At 75.2% G+C, this 14530-nt stretch carries 16 protein-coding genes; 9 read left to right on the plus strand and 7 right to left on the minus strand.

Annotation, left to right across the window (positions count from 1 at the left end; all coding sequences use genetic code 11):
* Window positions 1–276: 276 nt before the first annotated feature.
* Window positions 277–1413: a polysaccharide deacetylase family protein gene (locus ACFFHC_RS04415; protein WP_141494311.1), complete on the plus strand. Its 1137-nt coding sequence runs from the start codon at window positions 277–279 to the stop codon at window positions 1411–1413.
* Between the two features lie 87 nt (window positions 1414–1500).
* Here the strand turns inward: ACFFHC_RS04415 and ACFFHC_RS04420 are convergent, their stop codons facing one another.
* From ACFFHC_RS04420 to ACFFHC_RS04430, 3 genes are read right to left on the minus strand one after another with little or no spacing between them, the layout of a single operon-like run.
* Entirely contained in the window at window positions 1501–1860 is a 360-nt protein-coding gene (locus tag ACFFHC_RS04420; RefSeq protein WP_238138215.1) for an AzlD domain-containing protein, read from the minus strand.
* A 5-nt stretch (window positions 1861–1865) separates the two neighbouring features.
* Window positions 1866–2540 carry an AzlC family ABC transporter permease gene (locus ACFFHC_RS04425; RefSeq protein ID WP_101849960.1) on the minus strand — a complete coding sequence of 225 codons (675 nt, stop codon included), beginning with the start codon at window positions 2538–2540 and terminating at the stop codon, window positions 1866–1868.
* Window positions 2537–3754, minus strand: a complete 1218-nt coding sequence (locus ACFFHC_RS04430; RefSeq protein ID WP_238138212.1) for an LCP family protein — start codon at window positions 3752–3754, stop codon at window positions 2537–2539. The genes ACFFHC_RS04425 and ACFFHC_RS04430 overlap by 4 nt, the downstream gene beginning before the upstream one ends.
* Before the next feature lie 209 nt (window positions 3755–3963).
* On the opposite strand from ACFFHC_RS04430, the gene ACFFHC_RS04435 reads away from it, so the two are divergent.
* On the plus strand, window positions 3964–4938 hold the full coding sequence (locus tag ACFFHC_RS04435) for a glycosyltransferase family 2 protein (protein WP_070705661.1): 975 nt from the start codon (window positions 3964–3966) through the stop codon (window positions 4936–4938).
* 78 nt (window positions 4939–5016) lie between these two features.
* Here ACFFHC_RS04435 and ACFFHC_RS04440 read toward each other — a convergent pair whose 3' ends face one another.
* Genes ACFFHC_RS04440 through ACFFHC_RS04450 form a run of 3 tightly spaced genes read right to left on the minus strand, consistent with a single transcriptional unit; the run spans window position 5017 to window position 7177 of the window.
* Window positions 5017–5655 (minus strand): CoA transferase subunit B, encoded by a 639-nt coding sequence (locus ACFFHC_RS04440; RefSeq protein WP_070705128.1) that lies wholly within the window; start codon window positions 5653–5655, stop codon window positions 5017–5019.
* Between the two features lies 1 nt (window position 5656).
* Window positions 5657–6439 (minus strand): CoA transferase subunit A, encoded by a 783-nt coding sequence (locus ACFFHC_RS04445; protein ID WP_070705129.1) that lies wholly within the window; start codon window positions 6437–6439, stop codon window positions 5657–5659.
* Between the two features lie 30 nt (window positions 6440–6469).
* The gene (locus tag ACFFHC_RS04450) at window positions 6470–7177 is read right to left on the minus strand and encodes a TIGR03089 family protein (RefSeq protein WP_070705130.1); all 708 of its coding nucleotides are present in this window, start codon (window positions 7175–7177) and stop codon (window positions 6470–6472) included.
* A 127-nt stretch (window positions 7178–7304) separates the two neighbouring features.
* On the opposite strand from ACFFHC_RS04450, the gene ACFFHC_RS04455 reads away from it, so the two are divergent.
* Together ACFFHC_RS04455 and ACFFHC_RS04460 are read left to right on the plus strand one after the other, a co-directional pair.
* Window positions 7305–8303, plus strand: a complete 999-nt coding sequence (locus ACFFHC_RS04455; protein WP_379803350.1) for a DNA-3-methyladenine glycosylase family protein — start codon at window positions 7305–7307, stop codon at window positions 8301–8303.
* A 165-nt stretch (window positions 8304–8468) separates the two neighbouring features.
* A complete protein-coding gene (locus ACFFHC_RS04460) occupies window positions 8469–8735 on the plus strand; it encodes a WhiB family transcriptional regulator (RefSeq protein ID WP_070704506.1) in 267 nt (88 codons plus the stop codon).
* Between the two features lie 89 nt (window positions 8736–8824).
* On the opposite strand, the gene ACFFHC_RS04465 is transcribed toward ACFFHC_RS04460, so the two are convergent.
* Window positions 8825–9241, minus strand: a complete 417-nt coding sequence (locus ACFFHC_RS04465; RefSeq protein WP_180802280.1) for a hypothetical protein — start codon at window positions 9239–9241, stop codon at window positions 8825–8827.
* Between the two features lie 24 nt (window positions 9242–9265).
* On the opposite strand from ACFFHC_RS04465, the gene ACFFHC_RS04470 reads away from it, so the two are divergent.
* The 5 genes from ACFFHC_RS04470 to mtrA all read left to right on the plus strand — a co-directional run bounded on the left by ACFFHC_RS04470 (window position 9266) and on the right by mtrA (window position 14525).
* The gene (locus ACFFHC_RS04470) at window positions 9266–9637 is read left to right on the plus strand and encodes a DUF3499 domain-containing protein (protein ID WP_237769816.1); all 372 of its coding nucleotides are present in this window, start codon (window positions 9266–9268) and stop codon (window positions 9635–9637) included.
* Between the two features lie 21 nt (window positions 9638–9658).
* Window positions 9659–11122: a phosphomannomutase/phosphoglucomutase gene (locus ACFFHC_RS04475; RefSeq protein WP_070705663.1), complete on the plus strand. Its 1464-nt coding sequence runs from the start codon at window positions 9659–9661 to the stop codon at window positions 11120–11122.
* Between the two features lies 1 nt (window position 11123).
* A complete protein-coding gene (locus ACFFHC_RS04480; RefSeq protein ID WP_101850022.1) occupies window positions 11124–12278 on the plus strand; it encodes an SIS domain-containing protein in 1155 nt (384 codons plus the stop codon).
* A 65-nt stretch (window positions 12279–12343) separates the two neighbouring features.
* Entirely contained in the window at window positions 12344–13744 is a 1401-nt protein-coding gene (locus ACFFHC_RS04485; protein WP_070705003.1) for a mycothione reductase, read from the plus strand.
* A gap of 67 nt (window positions 13745–13811) precedes the next feature.
* Window positions 13812–14525: an MtrAB system response regulator MtrA gene (gene mtrA / locus ACFFHC_RS04490; protein WP_070705006.1), complete on the plus strand. Its 714-nt coding sequence runs from the start codon at window positions 13812–13814 to the stop codon at window positions 14523–14525.
* Window positions 14526–14530 lie beyond the last annotated feature (5 nt).

Raw genomic sequence — 14530 nt, forward strand, 5'->3', positions numbered from 1 at the left:
GGCAGGTGGGGTCTGTGCGGGGACTGTGAGGCTCTCGACGGGCTCCCGTGAGGTGCACCCCGGCTAAGGTCGGGGTGCACCCCGTCAGGGGGTCGTGTGCGGGGGGCGGCCCCGGCACGACGGCAGGGGGAACGGGCCGAGGGGGCCCGGGCCACCCGCGCGGGCCGAGAGGGTCCGCACAGCGGCCGGACCGAGGGGGTCCGCGCCGTCACGGACGGGTCGAGGGGACCCGCCGTCATGACAGGTGGGCGGGGGCCCACCGAGGAGGGGAACACCATGACCGCACACGACCGTGTCCGCCTCGTGCGTCGCGGCGCCGCCTGGTGCGTCGCCGTCACGATGCTGGCCACCGCCGGCGCCCTGGCCCGCGAGGACCGGGTGCCGGGGGCGGAGTCCGGCGGCGTGCCGGCGCAGTCCGTGGCCGAGGCCCGGGCCGTCGCGGCGCGTGACACCGTCACCGCCTCGTCCACCTGGACGCTGGGGGTGGCCGCCACGAGCACCACCGTCCGGAAGGGGCCGCGCAGCACCTACGCCGCAGTGCGGGTGCTGGCGCCGGGCAAGCCGGTGGAGTACTCGCAGGTCACCAACGGGTGGGGCCGGGTGCGCGAGGGGGAGTGGGTGCGCCTGGAGCACCTGCGCTCGCCGGGCGCCAGCCGCACCCGGTGGACCCTGGGCACCACCAACGTCCGCTTCGGGCCGTCCACCGGCAACTCCGTGGTGGGGAGGCTGTCCGCGGGCACGCGCGTGACCGGGCCGGTGGTGGGCGGCTGGCAGCACGTCGGCGACCACCGCTGGGTGTCCACCTCGGCCACCACGCCCCGCACCGCCGCCCGGCGCATCCTCAGCTGGCCCACCGGGGAGAAGGTCGCCTACCTGACCTTCGACGACGGACCCCACCCGCGGTACACCCCGCAGGTGCTCGACGTGCTCGACAAGTACGACGTGCCGGCCACCTTCTTCGTCGTCGGGTCGTGGGCGAAGGCCTACCCCGGCCTGGTGGCCCGGACCCGCGCCGAGGGCCACAAGGTCTCCAACCACTCGTGGAACCACCCCGAGCTGTGGGACCTCACGAGCCCGCAGGTGGTCAAGGAACTCACGAGCACGCAGGCCGTCATCGGTGGGCCGCCGAAGTGCTTCCGCCCGCCGTACGGCGCCACCAACGACCGCGTGCACGAGGCCGCGGGGTCGGCCGGCTTCGGCTACTCGGTGCTGTGGAGCGCCGGCGGCAACGACTGGCAGCGCCCGGGCGAGAAGGCCATCGTCGACGACGTGGTCAAGCGGATGACTCCCGGTGGCATCGCCCTCATGCACGACGGGGGCGGCAACCGCTCGCAGACCGTCGCGGCGCTGGACGACATGATCCGCCAGCTGCGTGCCCGGGGCTACACCTTCAGGACCCTGCCCATGTGCTGACCGCACGACGCCGCGACGGGGTCCACCGGACGGTCGGTGGGCCCCGTCGTCGTGCGCCGCGCGGGGGAGAGGGGAGGGGGGCGCCGGTCAGGACCAGCCGAGGGCCCGGGCCAGGGCCACCGAGGCCGCCCCGAGCACCACCACCAGCAGGAAGGGCGCCCGCATCCACAGGGCCACCACGGCCACCCCCAGTGCCACCACGCGGGCGTCCAGCTGGAGTCCCTGCCCGGAGGCGAGGGTGTTGGTGGCCGTCAAGGCGGCCAGCAGGCCCACGGTGACCATGGCGGCCAGGTCCAGGGCGGCCGGCCGCTCGAGCAGGGTGCGCGGCAGCAGGTACCCGCCGAGCTTGAGCGCGAAGGCCAGCCCGCAGGCCAGCAGCAGCCAGGTCCACGAGGTGGCGGGGGCGTCGGCGGCGGCCGGGGCGGCGAGCACCGCTGCAGCGGTCACGGGGGTCACGAGGTGCTCCGGAGGGTCTCGGGGCGGCTGGCCCACCCCGCGGCGGCGGCCACGACCGCGGCCCCGAGGATGGGCAGGCCGGCGGGCACGGCGGGCACCAGGGCCAGGGTCACCACGGCCGCCAGGACCGCGATCACCACCGGCCGCCGGGCGGAGAGGTGGGGCCACAGCAGGCCGGTGAACGCGGCCACCGCGGCGCCGTCCAGGCCGAGGGCGTCGAGTTCGCCGATGCGGTCATCCGCCACCGCTCCCAGCGCGCTGAAGGCCACCCAGAAGACGTACACGCCGAGGCCCGCGGCCCAGAACCCGCGGCGCTGCTCGGCCCGGTCCTGCTGGGCCACCGCCACGGCGGTCGACTCGTCGATGGTGAGCTGCGCCATCGCGGCCCGCTCGGGCGCGCTGCGGGGCGGGACGAGCGTGGCCAGGCGCAGCCCGTAGACGGTGTTGCGCACGCCGAGCAGGGTGGCCGCCCCGGTCGCGGCGGCGGGGGAGCCCCCGCCGCCGACGACCCCGATGAAGGCGAACTGGGACCCGCCGGTGAACATCAGCGCCGAGAGCGCCACCGCCTGCCAGGCGTCGAGACCGCTGGCGACGGCAAGGGCGCCGAAGGAGATGCCGTACAGGCCGGTGGCGAAGCCGACCGAGAGCCCGGCGCGCTGGGCCGGGGTCACAGCCCGTCGGGCAGGTCGCCGCCCTCGCGCAGGGCCTTCCACAGCTCGCCGGCCCTCTCGTCGTCCCACTTCACGGCCCAGCCGTGCTCGGTGCGCAGCGTGGAGTCGCTCACTGGGACGGTCACCTGCCGGTCGCCGCCGCTGGCACGGCGCACCGCGTTGAGCGCCATGCCGATCTCCAGCATTGAGTCGTGCTCGTCCACCGTGAGGTTGGGCGTCACGGCACTGCCCACCGAGTGCAGGCGCCAGGGGAGCAGCACGTTGGCGGGGGTGAGCGCCTTGGAGCTGATGGCCTTGAGGAACTCGCGCTGGCGCTCCACGCGGCCCAGGTCGCCACGCGGGTCGAAGTACCGGGCGCGCACGTAGGCCAGGGCGGTGACGCCGTCCATCTCCTGGCAGCCCTTCTTCACGTCGAGGTGGGCCTTGTCGTCCTGGATGTCCTGCTTGGGGCAGAGCTCCACGCCGCCGAGGCTCTCCACCACGTTGGTGAAGCCGCCGAAGCCGATCTCGGCGTACCCGTCGATGCGCAGGCCGGTGTTCTGCTCCACGGTGTCGATGAGGAGCGGGGCGCCACCGGTGTTGTACGCGGCGTTGATCTTGTTCTCGCCCATGCCACGGATGGGCACGTAGGAGTCGCGGGGGATGGAGACCAGCGACGGGGCCCCCAGGACCGGCACGTGGACGAGCATGATCGTGTCGGTGCGGCGTCCCGCGCCACCGCCGGTGCGCAGCCGGTTGCGGTCCTCGGCGGAGAGGTTCTCGCGGCTGTCCGAGCCGACGAGCAGGTAGTTGCGGCCCGCGGTGTCGGCCGGGCGGTCCCCCCAGGTGGGCATGGCGTCGGTGCGCTCGACCTTGTTCCACGAGTCGACGACGGCCCAGACCGTGCCGGCCAGCCAGAGCGCGACCACGACGACCACGGCGGTCAGCGTCCGGCGCACCGGGTGGCGGCGCCGCGGTGCCCGCTCGAGGCGGTCGGCGCCGCGGGTCGGGCGGGGGGCGTCCTCATGGGCCAGCCCGTCGTGCTCGGGGTGCTCGACGGCCGCGGCGTACCCGGCCGGCTCGTCGTACCGGCCGCGCGGGTCGCGGCGGTCGGAGCGGTCGGTGTACCGCGGGTCCTGCTCGGGGCGACCGATCACGCGGGTGCGGTCCCGGCGCGCCTCGGCGTCGCGGGGCACGCCGCCGCGGCGCGCCGGACGGTCGGGGTGCGGCGGCACGGGTCCCCGCCCGGCCCCCCGGGAGGTCACACGGCGACGCCCGCGTGCGTCACGGTCCCGGCCGGAACCGGATCTGCCCCAGTCGCGGGGATCGCTGTCGTCATGGCGGTCGGTCACTCACCAGAGCCTAGGCGACGAGGCTGGGACCACGCTGGGACGCGGCGCGGGCAGGTCCCAGGCGTGGCGCGCGGGGCCTGCACAATGTGCGCATGACAGCCCTCAGCGTGATCATGCCCGTCCTCGACGAGGAGGCTGACCTCGCCGACTCCGTGGCGGCCGTGCTCGCCCAGGACGCGCCGGGGGAGCTGGAGGTCGTGCTGGCCGTGGGCCCCTCGCGCGACCGCACCCGCGAGGTGGCCGATGCCCTCGCCGCGGCCGACCCGCGCGTGGTGGTCATCGACAACCCCAGCGGGCGCACCCCCGACGGGCTGAACGCCGCCCTGTCCGTGGCCCGGCACCCGGTGGTGGTGCGCGTGGACGCGCACGGGGAGCTCTCCCCGGGCTACCTGCGCACCGCGGTGGAGGTGCTCGAGCGCACCGGCGCGGCCAATGTCGGCGGCATCATGCACGCGCAGGGCCGCACCGTCGTCGAGCGGGCCGTGGCGGTGGCGATGGGGTCCCGCATCGGCGTGGGCGGGGCGCGCTTCCACACCGGTGGCGGGGAGGGGCCGTCGGACACCGTCTACCTCGGCTGCTTCCGCCGCGAGTGGCTCGACCGGGTGGGCGGCTACGACGCCCGCTTCGACCGCGCCCAGGACTGGGAGATGAACTGGCGCATCCGTCAGGCCGGGGGACTGGTCTGGTTCACCCCCGAGCTCGTGGTGGCCTACCGGCCGCGCCGCAGCCTGCCCGCCCTCGCCCGGCAGTACCGGGACTACGGCCGGTGGCGCCGGGTGGTGGCCGCCCTCCACGAGGGGTCGATCAACGCCCGCTACCTCGCCCCACCGGCGGCCCTCGTGGCCTGCGCGCTGGGCACGGCCGTGGGACTGCGGTGGCGCCCGGCGCTGGCGGTGCCGGCCACCTACCTCGCGGCGGTCACCGCCGGCGGCCTGTACGAGGCGCGCCGGGAGGAGCCCGCGGTCGCGCTGCGGGTGCCGGCCGTCATCGCCACCATGCACATGGCCTGGGGGTGGGGCTTCCTCACCAGTCCCCGCGCGCTGCGCCGCCGCATCGTCGGTCGCTGAGGGACCGCCGTCCCCGCCACCGCACGAGGACGCCCCCGGCAACTGCCGGGGGCGTCCTCGTGCGGGGTGCTCGTCGGCTCAGGACAGGTCGACGGTGAACGGGGCGCCGGTCCGCTCGCGCACCTCGTCCTCGGTCACGCCCTCGGCCAGCTCGCGCAGCACCAGCCCGTCCTCGGTGACGTCCATGACGCACAGGTCGGTGATGATGCGCTGCACCACCTGCTTGCCGGTCAGCGGCAGGGAGCACTCCTGCACGATCTTGTGGCTGCCGTCCTTGGCGACGTGCTCCATGAGCACCACCACCTTCTTGGCGCCGTGCACGAGGTCCATGGCCCCGCCCATGCCCTTGACCATCTTGCCGGGGATCATCCAGTTGGCGATGTCGCCGGCGGCCGAGACCTGCATGGCGCCCAGGATGGCCGCGTCGATCTTGCCGCCGCGGATCATGCCGAAGCTCAGCGAGGAGTCGAAGAAGCTCGCGCCGCGGCGCACCGTGACGGTCTCCTTGCCGGCGTTGATGAGGTCGGGGTCCAGCTCGTCCTCGGTGGGGTAGCGGCCCACGCCGAGGATGCCGTTCTCGGACTGAAGCACCAGTTCCACGTCGTCGTCGACGTAGTTGGGCACCAGCGTCGGCAGGCCGATGCCGAGGTTCACGTAGTCGCCGTCGTGCAGCTCCTGGGCCGCACGAGCCGCCATCTGCTCACGGGTCAGCGCCATCTCAGGCCTCCTGCGGGGTCTCGGTGAGGGTGCGCTTCTCGATGCGCTTGTCCGCGGCGCGCTCCGGGCTGAGCGCCAGCACGCGCTGCACGAAGACGCCGGGCAGGTCCACCTCGTCGGGGTCGATCTCGCCGGGTTCCACGAGCTCCTCCACCTCGGCCACCGTCACCCGGCCGGCCATGGCCGCCACCGGGTTGAAGTTGCGGGCCGACTTGTTGAACACGAGGTTGCCGTGGCGGTCGCCCTTGGCGGCCCGCACCAGGGCGAAGTGGCAGGGGAGGGACTCCTCGAGCACGTACTCGTGGGTCTCGTCGAGCATCGTGAACTCGCGGGTCTCCTTGGCGGGGGACTCCACGGCCACCGAGCCGTCGGCGTCGTAGCGCCAGGGCATGCCGCCCTCGGCCACCAGGGTGCCCACGCCGGTGCGGGTCCAGAAGGCGGCGAGGCCGGTGCCGGCGGCGCGGAGCTTCTCGGCCAGCGTGCCCTGCGGGGTCAGCTCGAGCTCGAGCTCGCCCTCCAGGTACTGGCGCGCGAACTCCTTGTTCTCGCCCACGTAGGAGGCGATGACACGGCGCAGGCGGCCGGCGTCGAGCAGCACGCCCAGCCCCCAGCCGTCGACGCCGCAGTTGTTCGAGACGACCTCGAGCTCGGCGGTGCCGGCGGCGTGCACCTCCTCGATGAGCACCTGCGGGATGCCGCAGAGGCCGAAGCCCCCGACGGCCACGCGCATTCCGTTCTCGAGGCCCTCGATGGCCTCACGGGCTGAAGCGACCACTTTGTCCATGGCCGCACACTATCCCCGGAGTGACCTGCCTCACGCCCCGGGGGCGGTGCGGGTGACCCCCTCGGCGACCAGCCGCGCGTCGCCGGTGTCGACCGGCCCGGCGGACACCACCGTCACCACCGACCCGCCGGCGCCCCAGACGCCGAGTGCCGTGCGCACCTGCTCAGCCGGGTCGTCGCAGAGCACGAGGACGCGCCCCGGTTCCTGCGGGGCGAGGACCTCGGCACGCGACCACCGCTGGCCCTGGTGCACCAGGGCGTCGTCCTCCTCGGACACCTCGTGCCAGGGGGTGAACCCGTCGCCGAAGCTGGCCAGCTCGGCGGCCTCGTCGAACACGCCGCTGGGCAGGTCCTCGCCCGGCCACCGGCGGGCCAGCGCCTGCAGGGTCACGGCCACCACCTCGTCGGAGTCGTCGGCCAGGTCGCTCACCGGGCGGGTGGTCACGAGCACGTCGGCCCCCTCGTGGTCGTCCAGGGACACGGTGGCGCCCACCGCCCAGACCGCGAGCACCCAGTAGGCGGTGCGCCAGTGGCCGCGCGGGAGGTCGACCACCACCACGGTGCCGGGCTCGGCGTCGAACTCCTCCTGCAGCACGTTGGCGGCCTTGTTGACCCAGTTCACCAGGACGGCGCCGGAGAGCTCGATGCGCTCGCCGCGCACGTCGTCGAAGCAGGTGAGGCGGGGGGAGTGGGGGTGGTCGGTGGTCAACTGCTCCAGCACCGTCGCCGGTGTGGTCATCTGTGGGGCCTTCCCGCGCCGCAGGGCGCGTGTGTCAGAGGGGTCGGGGCCCGAGGACGCGGGGTCGACGGGCTCGGCGGCCGGTGGCCGTTCGTGCATGCTACGGCCCGCCGGGGACACTGGTCCGGTGACCACCCCCGACACCCCGGCCCCCACCCACGAGGGCGCCCGGTCGTGGCGTGCCGGGTGGGCGGTGGACCTGCCCGGCACGCTGGCCCCGCTGCGCCGCGGCGGAGGAGACCCCAGCTCGACGGTGCCCGCGCCGGGCCAGCTCGTCCTGGCGGCCAACACCCCGGCCGGTCCCGGCACCCTGCACGTGGGGGTCTCCCGCGACGGCCGCACCGTGGAGGCGCGGGCGTGGGGGCCGGCCGGTGCCGTGCGCTGGCTGCTGGACGGGGTCCCCGAGCTGCTGGGCTCGCTCGACCGTCCGGAGGACCTCCGCCCGCGGCACGCGGTGCTCCAGCGCGCGCACGCCCGCCTCTCCCCGGGGTTGCGGGTGGTGCGGACGCGGCGGGTGTGGGACGCGCTGCTGCCGGCCGTGGTGGAGCAGAAGGTCACCGGGCAGGAGGCCTTCGCCGGCTATCGCGCCTTGGTGCGGGCGACGGGCTCCCCGGCGCCGGGGCCGGCCGGGGAGCGGGGGCTGCTGGTGCCGCCGGACGCGGCCACCGTGGCACGCGTGCCCTCGTGGGTGTTCCTGCGCTGCGGCATCGATGCCGGCCGGAGCGACACCCTGGTGCGCGCGGCCCGGGTGGGGGACCGCTGGGAGCAGCTGGTCGCCGCCACCGCCTCGATGGGGCGGGCGGAGCTCGACCGCGCCCACGCCCTGCTGCGCACCGTGCCCGGCATCGGCCCGTGGACTGCCGCGGAGGTGGCGCACCGCGCGCTGGGGGACCCCGACGCCGTGAGCTGGCGCGACTACCACGTGGCCGCGCACGTGACCCGGGCGCTCACCGGGACCGCCGGTGACGACGTGGACCTGGCCCGCGTGCTGGCGCCGTACGCCGGCCAGCGCTACCGGGTGCAGATGCTGCTCGGCGCCTCCCGGGAGACCCGCCCGGAGCGCCACGGACCCCGCCTCGCGCCCCGCACGCACCTGCCGGTGGCGGGACGTGGCCATACACCATGAGGGGGCCCTGCGCCGGCTTGACACGCGGGGAGTTGCACCGGTGTAATTCCGGCGTCGGACGGCCCCCCCCGGGGCGCGTGCCGCCGGTCCACCCGCCGCGGGTCGGACCCCATCTGTTGGCTGTACCACCACGTGCTGACGGGCCCCAGGGTCGAGGAGGAAACCGTGCACGAACTTCAGATCGTCGGACTCGCCGAGCAGGCGGCCCCCAGTTGGCAGGAGCGCGCCCTGTGCGCCCAGACCGACCCCGAGGCCTTCTTCCCGGAGAAGGGCGGGTCCACCCGTGAGGCCAAGCGCGTGTGCACCGGCTGCGACGTGCGCTCCGAGTGCCTGGACTACGCCCTGGAGAACGACGAGCGCTTCGGCATCTGGGGCGGCCTCTCCGAGCGTGAGCGCCGCAAGCTCAAGCGCCGGGCCGTGTTCAGCGCCTGAGCACCCGCACCGTCCACGTCGGCCGGTCCACCTCCCGGGCTGGGCCGGCCGACGCGCGTCACGGTGCGTGCGCAGGAGCCCGCCCGGGGTCACCGGTCGGGGTCGAGCTCCTCGGGGTCCCGACCCAGGGCCTCGCCCAGCAGGTCGGCCACCACGGCCTGCACGAAGAGCTCCTGGTCCTGCGGGCCGCGGGCGTCGGTGCCGAACGCCAGCCGGTGGAGCACCACCTGCCACCGGCCACCGACGGCCTGCACTCGGCCCCACCGGTCGGCGCGGTCGACGTCCGGGGGTGGCACCACCAGCACCAGCAGCTCCCAGTCGGCCTCCCGCAGGCCCGCCCGGGCGGCCACCCGGCTGGTGGCCGCGTGCGCCAGTTCCTCGAAGGCGGAGTGCCGGCTGGTCCGGGAGGGGGCGTCCGCGGTGCTCAGCGGCCCGCGCAGCTCGCGGCCGCGGCGCAGCATCCGCCGGCGTGCGGCGTTCCCGGCGCGTGCGGACGGACTGGGCATGGGCGCGAGCGTAGTCTGCGCCCCGTGCCCACCTCTGACCCCAGCCCGCGCCTGTGCAGCAAGGTGGGGTGCGCGCAGCCCGCGGCCTCCACCCTGACCTACGTCTACGCCGAGCAGACGGTGGTGGTCGGCCCGCTCGTGGCCGAGGCCGAGCCTCACGTCTACGACCTGTGCGCCGAGCACACCGCCCGCCTCACCGCCCCGCGCGGCTGGCAGGTGATGCGGCTGCAGATCGACCTCGAGGACCCCACCGGCGCGGTGGCCGACATCGGGGCGCTGGCGGAGGCGGTGCGTGACCACCGCGAGCGACCGGCGGGTGCCCCCGGCGACGGTGCCGAGGCGGACCGCCGGCAGGGCCCGCGGCTGCGGCTGGTCTCGGGGGACCACGACGGCTGACGCGCACTACCCTGTGCGTCCATGAGCACCCAGCGCCCGCAGCCCCCGCTCGCGGACTTCGTGAAGGCCTACGACGTCCGCGGTCTCGTGCCCGAGCAACTCAACCCGCGCGTGGCCCGCGCCCTGGGGGAGGCGTTCGCGCAGACCGTCGTCCTGCCCGAGGGGGTGGCCGGCGTGGCCGTGGGGTACGACATGCGCCCCAGCAGCCCGGAGCTGTCCGAGGCCTTCGCCGCGGGGCTGGCGCTGCACGGGGTGGACGTCACGATGATCGGCCTGTGCTCCACCGATGGGCTCTACTTCGCCGCCGGCCACCTGGGCCTCGCCGGGGCGATGTTCACCGCCTCGCACAACCCGGCCCAGTACAACGGCATCAAGCTGTGCCGCCCCGGCGCGCGCCCGGTGGGGCAGGAGAGCGGCCTGGCCGAGGTGCGCGACCTGGCGCAGTGGATCCTGGACCGCGGTGACGTGCACGACCGCCAGGCCGCCGCGGCCCCCGGCACGATCACCCACCGTGACCTCACCGGCGAGTACGCCGAGCACCTGCGCTCCCTGGTGGACCTCAGCGGGCTGCGCCACCTGGACGTGGTGGTGGACGCCGGCAACGGCATGGCCGGCCACACCGTGCCGGTGGTGCTGGGCAGCGGCGACGACGTGGTGGTGGACTCGCTGCGCGTGGAGCCGCTGTACTTCGAGCTAGACGGCACCTTCCCGAACCACGAGGCCAACCCGCTGGAGCCGGAGAACCTGCGAGACCTGCAGGCCGCCGTCCGCGAGCACGGCGCCGACATCGGCCTGGCCTTCGACGGCGACGCCGACCGCTGCTTCGTGGTGGACGAGCGCGGCGAGCCGGTGACGCCCAGCGCCATCACCGCCCTGGTGGCCCAGCGCGAGGTCGACCGCGCGGTGGCCGCCGGTGCGAGCGCGCAGGACGTGGCCGTGGTGCACAACGCCATCGCCTCCCAGGTGGTGCCCGAGGTCATCGAGGCCGCCGGCGCCCGCCCGGTGCGCACCCGGGTGGGCCACTCCTTCATCAAGGACGAGATGGCCCGCCACGACGCGGTCTTCGGCGGGGAGCACTCGGCGCACTACTACTTCAAGGACTTCTGGTTCGCCGACACCGGTATGCTCGCCGCGTTGCACGTGCTGGCGGCCCTCGGCGAGCAGGACCGCCCGCTCTCGGAGCTCATGGCCCCGTACGAGAAGTACCCCGCCAGCGGGGAGATCAACTCCCGTGTGGACGACGCCGCCGCAGCCACCGAGCGGGTGCGCGCCTGGGGCGCCGCGCAGGGCGCCCGGGCCGACGAGCTGGACGGCCTGACCCTCACCGGCACCGCGCTGGAGGGCGAGGAGGTGGGCTACTGGCGGGCCAACCTGCGTGCCAGCAACACCGAGCCGCTGCTGCGCCTCAACGTGGAGTCGGTCTCGCAGGAGCTCACCGCCCGCGTCCGCGACGCGGCGCTGGCCCTGGTGCGGCAGGACGGCTGACGTGCCCTTCGTCGACGAGGCCGTGCTCGACGACCCGGACCACCTGGCGCGCTGCGACGCCGCCGGCACCCTGTTCGCGCTGGCCACCGCCGGTGCGCAGGTGCGGCAGGCGCTCACGCTCGCCGAGGAGGCCGGCATCGAGCGGCTCGCCTCCGCGCACCGGCCCCGCGCGGTGCTCGTGGCCGCGGCCGGCGGGTCGGCCGTCGTCGGCGAGGTGGTGGACCTGGTGGTGGGGCAGGCCTCGCCGACCGCGGTGCACACCCTGCACGGTGGGCCGCTGCCGGCCTGGGTGGGGCCGCTCGACCTCGTGGTGGCGCTCAGCCTCTCCGGGCAGGAGGCCGGGGCGGTGACCCTGGCGCACGAGGCGGCGCGCCGGGGCGCGGCCGTCCTCACCGTGGGGGCTGCCGACACCCCGCTGTCCGATGCGGCCCAGCGCGCCCGGGGCGTGCACGTGCCGGTGGGGCAGGGGCCCACGAGCTCCCGCACCGCGCTGTGGGGACTGCTCGTGCCGGTGCTCCTGGGGCTCCGGGAGGTCGGGCTGCTGCAGGCGCGCGACGACCTGTGGGAGTCGCTCGCACGCACGCTCGACGCCGTGGCCGAGGAGTGCCGCCCGGACTCCGCGGCGTTCGTGAACCCGGCCAAGGTGGCCGCGCTGACCCTCGCCGAGACGCTGCCGGTGGTGCTCGGCGACGGTCCCGTCGCCGGGGTGGCGGCCCGCCGGGCCGCGAGCATGCTCAGCCGGAGTGCCCGGGTGCCGGCCACCTCCGGTGAGCTGCCCCACGCGGCGAGCGAGGTGGTGGCCTGCCTCGACGGGCCGTACGCCACCGGTGAGGGCTGGAACGCCACCACCGATCGGGGAGCCGGCGGTGGGCGGGACATCTTCGCCGACCCCTTCCTCGACGCCCCACAGCAGACGCCGTTGGGCCTGTGGTTGCTCGGCCGCGACGAGCTGGGCGCGATGGCGCAGCGCGTCTCCGCCATCGCGAGCGGGGCCGGCGTGCGCGTGGTGGACTGCCTGGCCGTCGGGGACGAGCCGCTGGTGGACCTGGCCCGGCTCGTGGCGCGCGTGGACTTCACGGCCACCTACCTGGCGCTGGGCCTGGGCCTGGACCCGGCGCGCTCCCCGCACCTGGCCGCCCTGCGCGAGCGCGGCTGAGCCGGTCCGCCGGTCGGCCCGGCCGGCAGCGGGCCGCGGCGCGCCACCGCCCTAGGCTGTGGCCCATGGAGCAGAAGCACTTCGACGTCGTCGTCATCGGGTCCGGCTCGGGCAACTCCCTGCCCACCCAGGAGTACGGGGGCCTGCGCGTCGCCTTCGTGGAGGGCGGCGTCTTCGGCGGTACCTGCCTCAACCACGGCTGCATCCCCACCAAGATGTTCGTGTGGACCGCCGGGGTGGCCGACACGGTGCGTGACGCGGGGCGCCTGGGGGTGGACGCCGAGCTGCGGGGCGTGCGCTGGCGCGAGGTGCGCGACCGGATCTTCGACCGCATCGACCCCATCAGCGCCGGGGGAGCGGACTACCGTCGGACCGGGCCCGGCACCGAGCTGTTCGAGGGGTGGGCACGCTTCACCGGCGCGCGCGAGGTGGAGGTGGCCCTGCACGACGGCGGCACGGTGCGCCTCACCGGCGACCAGGTGGTCATCGCGACGGGCTCCTCGGCCCGGGTGCCCGAGGCACTGCAGCCGATGCTGGGCGGGCTGGTGCACACCAACGAGACGATCATGCGCTTGGAGGAGCTGCCCGAGCACCTCACCGTGGTGGGTGGTGGTGTGGTGGCCGTGGAGTTCGCCCACGTCTTCTCCTCCCTCGGCTGCCGGGTCACCCTCCTGCTGCGCGGCGACCGCCTGCTCGGCGCGCTTCCGGACGACCTGCGCGAGCGCTTCGCCCCCCTGGCCGAGGAGGCCTGGGACGTGCGCTACGGCACCCAGGTGACGGCCGCCGAGACCGACGGTCACGAGGCGGTGCTCACCCTCTCCGACGGCAGCACCCTGCGCACCGGGGCGGTCCTCGCCGCCGCGGGCCGGCAGCCCTCCACCCCCGCGCTGGAGCTCGGCGCTGCCGGGGTGGAGGTGGACGAGCGGGGCTTCGTCACCACCGACGAGCACGGTCGCACCACGGCCGAGGGTGTGTGGGCCCTGGGCGACGTCCGTGAGCCGCTCATGCTCAAGCACGTGGCCAACGCCCAGGCCCGGGTGGTCTCGCACAATCTCGTGCACCCGCAGGACCTGCGCTCCTTCCCGACCGTGCCGGTGCCGGCCGGCGTCTTCACCCATCCGGAGATCGGCGTCATCGGGCTGTCGGCCGAGCAGGCCCGCGAGGCCGGCCACCAGGTGGTCGTGAAGGTCCAGGAGTACGCCGACGTGGCCTACGGGTGGGCCATGGAGGACACCACCGGCGCCTGCCAGGTGGTGGCCGACGCGACCACCGGTGCGGTGCTGGGCGGGTGGGTCATGGGGCACCAGGCCGCCACGCTCGTGAACCTCCTGGGCGAGGCGCTGCTCTCCGGTGAGCACGCGCACGCCTGGGCCCGCGGCCGCTACTGGCCGCACCCGGCCCTCTCCGAGGTGGTGGAGAACGCCCTGCTCGGCCTGGACCTCCCGGCCCCGCCCGCGCACGCCTGACCCGGCGGCGACCACCTCCCACGCCGGGGCGCAGGGGGCGCCGTTGCCGAATCGTTACCATGCACCCATGGCAGCCCCCTCGTCCTCGTCCCCGGCCGGCCTGGGCCACGTCCTCGTCGTCGACGACGACGCCGCCCTGGCCGAGATGCTCGGCATCGTGCTGAGCAAGGACGGGTGGCGCGTGAGCACCTGCGGTGACGGGGCCCGGGCGCTGGCGACCTTCCGCGAGACCCAGCCCGACCTGGTGCTCCTGGACGTCATGCTCCCCGGCAAGGACGGCATGCAGGTGTGCCGCGAGATCCGGGCCGAGTCCGGCGTGCCGATCATCATGCTCACCGCCCGCACCGACACCCACGACGTGGTGACCGGCCTGGAGGCGGGCGCCGACGACTACGTGCAGAAGCCCTTCCGACCGCAGGAGCTGCTGGCCCGCACCCGGGCCCGCATGCGCCGCTCCGCCCCGCCGCCGCAGCAGCGCCTCGTGGTGGGGGACCTCACCATCGACGTCGACAGCCACATGGTGCACCGCGACGGCGAGGCCATCTCCCTGACGCCGCTGGAGTTCGACCTCCTCGTGGCCCTGGCCCGCAAGCCGATGCAGGTGTTCAGCCGCGAGACCCTGCTGGAGCAGGTCTGGGGCTACCAGCACGCCGGCGACACCCGCCTGGTGAACGTGCACGTGCAGCGCCTGCGTGCCAAGATCGAGCGCGACCCGGAGCGTCCCAGCATCGTGCAGACGGTGCGCGGCGTGGGCTACCGCGCCGGCGCCCCCACGATCTGACGCGC

Source organism: Kytococcus schroeteri, from assembly GCF_042433515.1.
GTDB classification, from domain to species: Bacteria; Actinomycetota; Actinomycetes; order Actinomycetales; family Dermatophilaceae; genus Kytococcus; species Kytococcus schroeteri.

Excerpts from the sequence above, each read along its gene's own strand:
- ACFFHC_RS04415 (WP_141494311.1), top strand. The coding sequence starts at position 277 with ATGACCGCACACGACCGTGTCCGCCTCGTGCGTCGCGGCGCCGCCTGG.
- ACFFHC_RS04435 (WP_070705661.1), top strand. The coding sequence starts at position 3,964 with ATGACAGCCCTCAGCGTGATCATGCCCGTCCTCGACGAGGAGGCTGAC.
- ACFFHC_RS04440 (WP_070705128.1), bottom strand. The coding sequence starts at position 5,655 with ATGGCGCTGACCCGTGAGCAGATGGCGGCTCGTGCGGCCCAGGAGCTG.
- ACFFHC_RS04445 (WP_070705129.1), bottom strand. The coding sequence starts at position 6,439 with ATGGACAAAGTGGTCGCTTCAGCCCGTGAGGCCATCGAGGGCCTCGAG.
- ACFFHC_RS04450 (WP_070705130.1), bottom strand. The coding sequence starts at position 7,177 with ATGACCACACCGGCGACGGTGCTGGAGCAGTTGACCACCGACCACCCC.
- ACFFHC_RS04465 (WP_180802280.1), bottom strand. The coding sequence starts at position 9,241 with ATGCCCAGTCCGTCCGCACGCGCCGGGAACGCCGCACGCCGGCGGATG.
- ACFFHC_RS04475 (WP_070705663.1), top strand. The coding sequence starts at position 9,659 with ATGAGCACCCAGCGCCCGCAGCCCCCGCTCGCGGACTTCGTGAAGGCC.
- ACFFHC_RS04485 (WP_070705003.1), top strand. The coding sequence starts at position 12,344 with ATGGAGCAGAAGCACTTCGACGTCGTCGTCATCGGGTCCGGCTCGGGC.
- mtrA (WP_070705006.1), top strand. The coding sequence starts at position 13,812 with ATGGCAGCCCCCTCGTCCTCGTCCCCGGCCGGCCTGGGCCACGTCCTC.